The sequence below is a fragment of the Arthrobacter rhizosphaerae genome, assembly GCF_023062595.1.
Taxonomy (GTDB): Bacteria; Actinomycetota; Actinomycetes; order Actinomycetales; family Micrococcaceae; genus Arthrobacter; species Arthrobacter rhizosphaerae.
Map to the genome: position 1 here is coordinate 1 of NZ_JALLAN010000032.1, position 8904 is coordinate 8904.

Genomic DNA, 8904 nt, shown 5'->3' on the forward strand with positions numbered 1-8904 from the left:
ATCTACCCTGACCTGCCAGAGCTGGGCGAGGGCGAGGCGCTTTTGTTCACCGGAACCTGAGATGCCCGGGGTTGGGATCCTTCCGTGTTCCAGGAAGTAAGCCGCTATCTGCTGGGCAGATTCGGTGGATGTGCGGGGCCTTGGGCTCATGTTCGCCTCACCATGTCTGCCAATCCGAACCAGTTTTCGGCTCGTGATCGTCATGCTAGTCAGGGCGAACAGGGCATGTGAAGCGAGACGAGTACTCGTCTTTAAAGCCGCTTCCGCTGCGCCTCATTCCGCAGAGGGTCAACCAACCTGCTCAATTCTCAGATCTTCTGCTGGCAAGCAATTCACAAATGGCCTATTGCGCCGTCCGCCAGGGTGCATGACGCAGCCAACACGTAGTCGACGATTCCACGGAGCGGGACAGCCTGCCTAGGCCAAAAAACGGGTTGATCACTTTCAGAAAGTCTGGATAGGAGCAACAATATTTGTGTGGCAGCTTTCCCTGGCTGTTGCTTCTTTGGATCGGAAAGTCCTCGGCGCCAACGCTGGGGACTTTCTTATTGTGTGGCCGCGGAAACCATCCAAGAAGGGCAAGTCACAGACAGGCAAGAAGAAAGGTCCGCCGATTGGGGGGTCGACGGACCTTCGATCTGCACACTACATAGACGTATTTATGACTTCGAGTTTACGAGACCGGACCAGATCAACCGGGACATCGAATCGGTCCTTTCAAGTACATTTTCCTTTACGATCCCGCCCTCAATCCGTGCACCGGGGCCTTCCGCCACAAACCAATTACAACGGCAATGTGCTCCCGCGGAGACCGGAAATTGGTAGCTACGGGACTGGGAACAGGTCCAGATATCGGCCACGGATTGGCCCCTAGACTAAGGGCCAACTCGGCTTGGTTGCTAAGGTCCTTCCTCGTGGAAGGCTTCGGGGTAGGGGAACAAATGCCCATTGCAGAGTAGGCCTGGACTCGGAACTGCAGCCTTATGCCCGGCGGCAACGATTTGTCCGTACGACTGGACCCTTCCGCCCTCAACTGGATCGTTTGGCACATCGTTGAGCCCCGAGAACGAACAAATGGAATTGGCGTGTTCTGGGCCTCGTTCCACCTGTCCTGCAGCGAAGGCGGGAGCGGACTGCATTCCAATCAGAGCCACCGTACACACGGCAGCACCTAGTAGCGATTTCTTGCGCATCGCGTACCTCAATCTCTCGAATGTTCTCACAGGTCGCAGATGTCACGGAGCCGGTGCATACCGTGACGCTGCCCAGTCAGGTCTGCTACCTCCAAGCCTGTTACATGCTCGTGCGGGTGATTCTACTCAGCACGCATGGGCTTGGGAAGAACATCGCCTAGGGACTTGGTTGAATGTAAAACGCAAGGCTCGCACGACAAAGTCGGAGGGGACAAAGGTCAGTCCCCTCGATGCTTTTGCGGCCGGTTCCCTACTAATTAGTGCCGAACTGGTTCGGCCGACTTCGGAACCGACAATTTCCGTGAAGTCGAACGTAACGATGCCGTCCCAGAATTTACTCCGAGAGTCGGGGGTCCCGCGGCCCGTGCTGAGACAGCTTTCCGGAAACGGTCAACTCATAGCGTCTATACAGCAGGCTTAGCCGGGCGTGGCCCAAGTGCCCTGGTCAGAGAGGACATGCTCACGCTCAGTGTCCCTGCGATCTCTTCGAGCTTCTTCCGCTGGCTTCTGAGTCCTTTGCGGCCTCCAGCTTGGCCGGCGTCATCACTGGCGGCCCGACGCCCAGTCGCCCTCGCTTTGGCGGCCGTGAGCCCTGCCCTCGTTCGTTCTGACAGCCGGGAACGCTCGTACTCCGCCAGGGAGGCGAACATGTCGAAGATCAGCTTTCCGTGCGCACTTGTCGTGTCTCGCCAGGGTTCGGCTAGGGAACGGAATGCTATCCCCCGCCGCCCCAGAACGGTTACGATGTCAGAGAGGTCAGCCGTGCTCCGCCCAAGCCTGGTCAGATCGGCGACAACCAGTACGTTCCCCGGCTGAAGATGCTCCAAACAGTCCTGCCACCTCGCCCTCGTCTGCGTCGCACCCGAGGCATGCTCCATGAACACCTTGATAGCGCCGGCGTTCACAAGCGTATCAACCTGGGCATCCAAGGACTGCTCACGAGTGCTGCCCCGGGCATAACCAATGACGTTCGAACTCAAAGAACCAACCTTCTTCTCAACACCACAAAAAAACACGTCAAAAACGCTCACACACAGGCTCTGACCGGCTTAGATACCGGGAACGGGTTCTGACCAAAAATAGCCCCCAAACAAGCCCCTTTTGTGGACGCTGTTCGGCAAGCCGAAAAGACTAGTCAAAAACGGTCGTTTTTGAGCATGCCAGTTCTGTCCAGGCACCTCGGCCGAAGCAGAACGTTCCGGTCAGCTATCGGACAGACTCCTCGATTGGGATCAGCAACTCCACTACTTCTTCCTCAACATCATCCTCAAAGTAGTAAATCTCAATTGGTGTTGAGTTGTAGCCGCTCTTCTGCGTGTGGCCTTGGCTCTGGATCCATTCAAAGAGCTTGGAGTACCCTTCCCCGACGGTCTTGTTGGAGCAACTGATTTTCGCGTAGTCCGTGAAGGCCACCTTGAACCCCAGCATCCCTGCGGGAACCTGTTTGATTTCTTCAACCTCGGAGCAGGCGAAGTACGTTGCCACAGGACCGTTGCACATGTAGGGGCTGTAGAGGATCTCGGGGTTGATCACCCCGGATATTTCTGATCGTCTCGGAACGAAGGCGGTCTGCACCTTGATCGCGGTCTCCGGAAAGGACGCAGGGAAGTTGCCAGTCGCACACTGTCCAACGAACTGGAATTCTCTACTGACTGTTTCACATTCGAACGTTGCAACTGAACTCATGATGATTCCTAGCCTGACCTGTAATGGATCCCTGAACTAGCACATTGTTAGAAGCAGTCATTGATGCTGGCGAAGACAATCTTTTGAAGGTCCCCCTGACTGCTTTCTGATTCATACCACCTGGCCACGACAAACCTTCGGATCCCACGACCGATTGGCCACGACCTGCTTGTCCAAGAACGTTCGTTTTTGACGCAGAGATCCGCGGCCACCATTTCACCTCGGCGCCGCCCAAGGCACGGGTACCATTTGACCAAGCAGTCTCTTGTAGGCGTGGGAACAGCATCGGGATGCTGGGGCCTTTGCCAGGATCTGCCACATGGCAGGGCGGGCAAGGAATGCGTCCACCTAGCCGATGAGTACCTCGACCGGTATCGGGTGGGGCGACTTTGATAAGGATCGTAGGCAATGGAGAAGCAAACCCGAGCTACAGATTTCAGCAACTACTTCTGGCAGGACGAAGTAGTCAGACTACGAGCCATCCAGCCTGACGATTGGGAAGACGACTACGTCGGCAAGTTCGACACCGTAGGTCGTCGATTACTCGAAGCGGCTGTAGAGCTGCCTCCCACAATCTCAGCGTCGAAGAAGTTCGCGGAAGAAAACGCGCACTTCTCCTCAGCAAATGGACGCATCATGTTCACAATCGAAGATTCAGCCGGTGACGCGGTAGGCGGCATCAACTTAAACAGCATTGACGAGCGGAACGGGACTTTTAGCATCGGCATGGTGATAAACAAAGAGCGCCGAGGGAAGGGTTATGGCACTCGAGCCATGATCATTCTGTTGAAGTATGCCTTTCTTGAACGAAGGCTCAACAAGTTCAACGACCAAGTCCTCGAGGGCAACGAGGGCTCGGCCAGGATGCTGAAAAAACTCGGCTGTCTCCAAGAAGGCACCCGCCGGCAGGTTATCTATATGAACGGGCAATATTTGGACGAATGGCTGTTCGGACTTACGAAAGAGGAGTTTGTCCGACACGACCTACGGTAGCGGGGCGTAGAGACTGCCAGCTATTCAGATCAGAACCGGTCGTTTCTGGCATGCTCCACACAACTGCCGGAGACCATACGTGACACCCGCGCTTCCCCTGCCAAGCGGGCGCTCAGCCATCGGGAGACGTGCTGATCCACAGCCGCGGGACAACGATTTCCCCGCGCGGGCTGTTAATGGTTGCATTGATAACAACGGCGGCCTGTTGCCGCGCGAACCGCACGGAGCTTTGGGAGTGTACTTCGCATGCAGAGCTGAACCGTGGCCACCGAGATCGAACCGGAGGAATACGCAAAGATGGCGATTATCCGAGCAGAGCGCGTTGATGACGCCTACCAGATCCAGCGTCTCCACAGCGCCGCTTTTGGAGACTATGGGAAGACTGTGAATGCACTCGTGGAGGAGCTGCGCCCAACGATTGCGGAACAGGGCGGGTTCTCAGCTGCGGCCGAGAACGACTCCGGCGTCGTCGGCCACGTGATGCTCACAACGAGCCTGCTGGACTCGGAACGGCGCCTCGCGCCTGCTCCCGTGCTCGGCCCTCTTGCCGTTGATCCCCATCATCAAGGGTCCGGAATAGGTGCTGGTCTCATGCAGTGGGCAATTGAGGCTGCGACGGAAGCACGGTCGCCGTTTATTCTGCTCGAGGGAGATCCCGGCTACTATTCACGCTTCGGATTTCGTCCTGCAGGCCCGCTAGGTTTCAGGAAGCCCTCGCTTCGCATCCCGGACGCAGCATTCCAGATCCTGTTGCTTCCTGACTATGAGGCCTGGATGACAGGCACGATCGTCTACGCTTGGCCGTTTTGGGCCAACGACGCTGTCGGCCTCCGCTCTTAAGAGCCGACGGATCACCTGGAAGCGCCGTCGTTCTGGCTTTAAAGGCTCGACGGCCTGCGGCACAGGAGAGACCAGTGGACTATTGCGGAAGCAGCGTCAGAATTCTTCGAATGACCTTCCCAGTGCCCATTCAGCAAATGCTCGAGTTCTTTCGGGGTCCTCCAACGGACACCCGCCTCCTGGTCAGAAACGATGCTTGAATCCAATTGACCAACAGAAGATCGCCGGATCCACGCGCTCTGTGGTCTTATCCTCTGAACCAAACGGGTCCGAAAACGGTCGCTATTGACTCGCCAGCTGACGCGTACGATGAGATGCGTTTGTGCGACATTCAGAACCCCGGCAGTCCAGCCCATTCCCCCACTTGGTCGGCGAACTGGTCGGCGTCTTGAAAAGTTTTTGTTTTTCAATACAAAAGACACCACCGAGCTCCTAGGTGTCTTTTGTCTTTCAATACAAAAGACACCTAGGAGCTCGGTCGGTTCCGTTTGTCGCACCCCCTTACCGGGCAGTTTTCCAGGAGGGCATACGGGGAGCATCCAGGGGCGGAATGAATGGTTTTCCCTTGGCAAAGGAAATCTGTAGACGTAGCCTTGCGGGCCACCTTCACACTGCCGGACGGGCATGTGGCTGGGTGGGTGACGGGACTGAATCGGGCCTGGAGGAGGCATTGACCGCCATCGGCCGGGCTCAACAGCACAGACCTCCAAACGGTCGGGCTGACGCTCAACACCGGACCCGCAACGCCCGGAGAGCTTGCCGCACAATCGGGCTCAGCGCAGGGGGCGGCGCTATCAACGCGATGATCGACCGATTGGAACGTGCCAGATATGTCACCCGGACTCGCGACCTCGCCGACCGGCGCCGCGTGATCGTGACGCCAGTCCCAGCGCCACTGATGGAACGAATAGGCCCCGCCTACTCCCGAATCGCCCAGCGCTGGAACGACTACCTGGAGACCCTCAGCGAGGACCAAATCACCTTTGCCACGGATTTCTTTGCACAAGCCGCAGAAATCAACCGAACCGAGATCGATGCTCTCCGCAAGATGCGAGCAGCCGACCACAGCCCCCGGAAACTGCCCCCTGACACCCCGCACCCTTAGTGGGTGCAGATGTACCGGCAGGGCATCCCCTCACCGAAGATCGCCCCGAAGCCGGCATAGCCGAGAGCACCGTCAGATACCACCTCCACCTTGCCGTCCAGGCCGAACCCTCTCTCCGGGAGGAATACGAGGCCACCCTCGGCAGGCAAGGCTGTGAATCGCAGGGATACGTGTTGGCGTTTTAGCAGCGCTAAATGTCACCCCTTGGTGCCCGTAAGCCGAACCATTACCGGACGCTCACACACGAGTGGGTGCTGGATCTTCCAAACCAACGGGATTCATCCTGTCCACTGCTTGCTGTACTAACGGCAGGCGCCTGCCCTGCACCTCCGCCGTCAGCTTGCTAATCAGCTCAGGGTCGGCTGTCCACGGGTTCCCGCCATCGAACCCAGGCTGGGGGTCGTACTCAAGGAACAGCTGGATGATCTTCGCGCGCTCGTCGCCGAAAAGCTGGGCGGCCAGGACGAAGGCGAACTCGATCCCCGACGTGATACCGGCGCCGGTTATCCGGTTGCGATCGATGACGACGCGTTCGCGAACGGGAGTGGCTCCAAACATACTTAGCATACTCAAGGAGGCCCAGTGACTTGTCGCACGATATCCCGTCAGGAGTCCTGCCGCTGCCAAGGCAAAAGAGCCTGTACATACTGAGGTGACCCATCGGGCTCCGTCGGCGTTGCGGCGGAGGAATTCAATGGCCACGGGGTCGTCATGCAATTCAAATGCGCCCTGTCCCCCGGGGACGAACAGCACATCAGCCGGAGGGCACGTCTCGAAGGTTGTGGTCGGCACGATGCTCCACCCACAATCTGTTTCCACCGGCTCCAAGGTGTGCCAGACCAGATGGACCTCTGTGTTTGGATAGTTTGCGAACACTTGTGCCGGACCTGTGAGGTCGAGCTGGGTCACGTTCGGAAACAGAGGAATAACGATACGGAGCGGTTCGTCTTTGGGCACGAGGTCGACCCTAAAGCATGAAGATGCCATCAAGGAAATCGTTATCCTAAATAACCGATCTCGCGAATTACAAGCGCGAAAAACCCCGACGATCTTTCCTGGTGACCGTGGCCGAGAGTTCTCGATCGCATTCAAGGGAAGTAACTAGGCTACAAACCAGACGCTTCCTCTCACCAAAGAGGGAGCGTCTAGGACGGAAGGCCATGCCAGGGCCAACTAAACTGCCACCATGCCGTCCCGGCACCACTACTACGAGCACGAATGCGGGCCTTTCAAGAACCTGTCGGACCTAACCCAGGAAGAGGCCGAGGCCGTTCAGGCGAGACTCCGGGAGCGAGGGGACGTCTTCGCGAGCCTCCGCTCCGAGGACTACCTGACCATCCGAAGACAAGTCGAAGAGCAGGCGCGAGAGCTGTTCATCCGCAAGGGCGGGACGCCGACTAGACCCCGTCCGCACTACATGACGCTGGGCTCGTGCGACTGGATCAGGCAGTGGTACCGCGACGGCAGGGAGCTGACGATTCCCCTTGACGCTTTCCACCCCCGGGTCATCAGCTTCACGTACGGTGACCTGTTCCCCGCCATGCGGTATGGCGATGGGAAACCGTACCGGGGCGAGGTCTACACCAGGACTGGAACTCCGGCGGAAGCCGAGGGCCCGAACGATGATCGAAGCCCAGACATGGGACGACGAACTGCTTGCAAGCCTCCTCCACTAGGCACCTTAATTGCCGGTGAGGCAGGTGTGGCCTGACATCCATTCAGTGCTCAGCCCAGCGGGCAGTCACCATTGCCCGGTCCTCCCATAACGCAGCACCCCCGCCCACAGGGTCCAATCGCTTACTGAATTCTTGGAGCCACAAACAGCGGCTGATCATGGCTGCCTGACGCACTGGCCATGGGAGAACCGACCCGTACGCCTGGTGGAACCCTGAGAGGGACGTAACACCGGCTGCGTGATGCATCCATACAATCCACTCGCACCATGCCACATCCACCACGACATCACCCGGGGTGCTGAATTCCCAATCCACTCACAGGCTGGCGGAGTGCCAACAAACAACCGGTTCTACACTCGGAGGGCCGGATGGTATGCGCCAGTTCGACCGTCGGCGACACATGCCGATGGGTATGCTTTCGAGATGGCCGAGAACATCATCATCGCTGATCGCGTTGCCACCTACGAGGAGCATCGTCGCATAGCCGAAGCCGTGGGGTGGTCCGGGGCTTTTGACTGGGGAACTCTTCCTTCCTCCTTGGAGGGGTCTGTTTCCGGAGTTGTTGCAGTGGCCGGCCAGCAGGTCGTCGGCATGGGACGCCTTGTCGGTGATGGAGTGAAGTACTTCTATATCCAGGACGTAGCAGTAATTCCCGAGTACCAAGGCCAAGGAGTGGGCCAAGCGATCATCGATCGACTCCTGTTGCAGGTCGCGCAGACCGCCCCATCGACTGCATTCGTTGGACTATTCAGCACGGCGCAAGCAAAAGATGTCTATTCGAGCCGGGCATTCACTACCGGAGACATGACCGGTATGTTCCGGCTGGTGGAACCTACCTAGATAAGGAAGTCGAAGCCTCCAGACAGCTAACCTACTCGCTAGCGTCAGTTCCAGGGGAATCAGACTAGGAGGCGCTCCGTCGCTAGCAGCCCCGGTAAACGGTCGCGTTCAGGGTTCCGTTTGTGGTCGCGTGTGGGTGCGCTCTGAGAGGTGAGGCAGGTCGGTTGACCCTCTGCGGAATGAGGCCCAGCGGAAGCAGCTTAAAAGACGAGTACTCGCCTCGCTTCACATGCCCTGTTCGCCCTGACTAGCATGACGATCACGAGCCAGAAAATTGGTTCGGGGTGGCAGGGATGGTGAGGTGAACATGAGCCCAAGGCCCCGCACATCCACCGAATCTGCCCAGCAGATAGCGGCTTACTTCCTGGAACACGGAAGGATGCCAACCCCGGGCATCTTAGGTTCCGGTGAACAAAAGCGCCTCGCACTGGCCCTGGCCAGGCTCCGGTCCCTTAATCGGCAAGGGAAGCTGCCCGCGGCGGCCCTTCTGGTCCTTAACGACGCCTCGCTCAGCTGGGCAACCCGGGCCAGCAGCCACGGCACAGGCAAACTCTGGCAAGTCAGGGTGGAC

The 8904-nt window shown here is 58.1% G+C and carries 9 protein-coding genes; 6 read left to right on the forward strand and 3 right to left on the reverse strand.

Annotated elements, in window-relative coordinates; all coding sequences use genetic code 11:
- Positions 1-1597: 1597 nt before the first annotated feature.
- Positions 1598-2173: a recombinase family protein gene (locus MU551_RS22960; RefSeq protein ID WP_247048884.1), complete on the reverse strand. Its 576-nt coding sequence runs from the start codon at positions 2171-2173 to the stop codon at positions 1598-1600.
- Positions 2174-2399: 226 nt separating this feature from the next.
- Positions 2400-2879 (reverse strand): GyrI-like domain-containing protein, encoded by a 480-nt coding sequence (locus tag MU551_RS22965; RefSeq protein ID WP_247048885.1) that lies wholly within the window; start codon positions 2877-2879, stop codon positions 2400-2402.
- Between the two features lie 408 nt (positions 2880-3287).
- Here MU551_RS22965 and MU551_RS22970 point away from each other — a divergent pair, with 408 nt between their 5' ends.
- The 3 genes from MU551_RS22970 to MU551_RS22980 all read left to right on the forward strand — a co-directional run bounded on the left by MU551_RS22970 (position 3288) and on the right by MU551_RS22980 (position 5817).
- Positions 3288-3872 carry a GNAT family N-acetyltransferase gene (locus MU551_RS22970; protein WP_247048886.1) on the forward strand — a complete coding sequence of 195 codons (585 nt, stop codon included), beginning with the start codon at positions 3288-3290 and terminating at the stop codon, positions 3870-3872.
- A gap of 261 nt (positions 3873-4133) precedes the next feature.
- Positions 4134-4712: a GNAT family N-acetyltransferase gene (locus MU551_RS22975; protein ID WP_247048887.1), complete on the forward strand. Its 579-nt coding sequence runs from the start codon at positions 4134-4136 to the stop codon at positions 4710-4712.
- Positions 4713-5514: 802 nt separating this feature from the next.
- On the forward strand, positions 5515-5817 hold the full coding sequence (locus MU551_RS22980; RefSeq protein ID WP_247048888.1) for a winged helix DNA-binding protein: 303 nt from the start codon (positions 5515-5517) through the stop codon (positions 5815-5817).
- 237 nt (positions 5818-6054) lie between these two features.
- On the opposite strand, the gene MU551_RS22985 is transcribed toward MU551_RS22980, so the two are convergent.
- Positions 6055-6774: a DJ-1/PfpI family protein gene (locus MU551_RS22985; protein WP_247048889.1), complete on the reverse strand. Its 720-nt coding sequence runs from the start codon at positions 6772-6774 to the stop codon at positions 6055-6057.
- 229 nt (positions 6775-7003) lie between these two features.
- On the opposite strand from MU551_RS22985, the gene MU551_RS22990 reads away from it, so the two are divergent.
- The 3 genes from MU551_RS22990 to MU551_RS23000 form a co-directional block, all read left to right on the forward strand.
- Positions 7004-7528, forward strand: coding sequence for a hypothetical protein (locus MU551_RS22990; protein ID WP_247048890.1), 525 nt, complete (start codon positions 7004-7006; stop codon positions 7526-7528).
- Between the two features lie 388 nt (positions 7529-7916).
- A complete protein-coding gene (locus tag MU551_RS22995) occupies positions 7917-8333 on the forward strand; it encodes a GNAT family N-acetyltransferase (RefSeq protein ID WP_247048891.1) in 417 nt (138 codons plus the stop codon).
- Between the two features lie 307 nt (positions 8334-8640).
- On the forward strand, positions 8641-8904 hold a 264-nt coding region (locus MU551_RS23000; RefSeq protein WP_247048892.1), incomplete at its 3' end, for a hypothetical protein.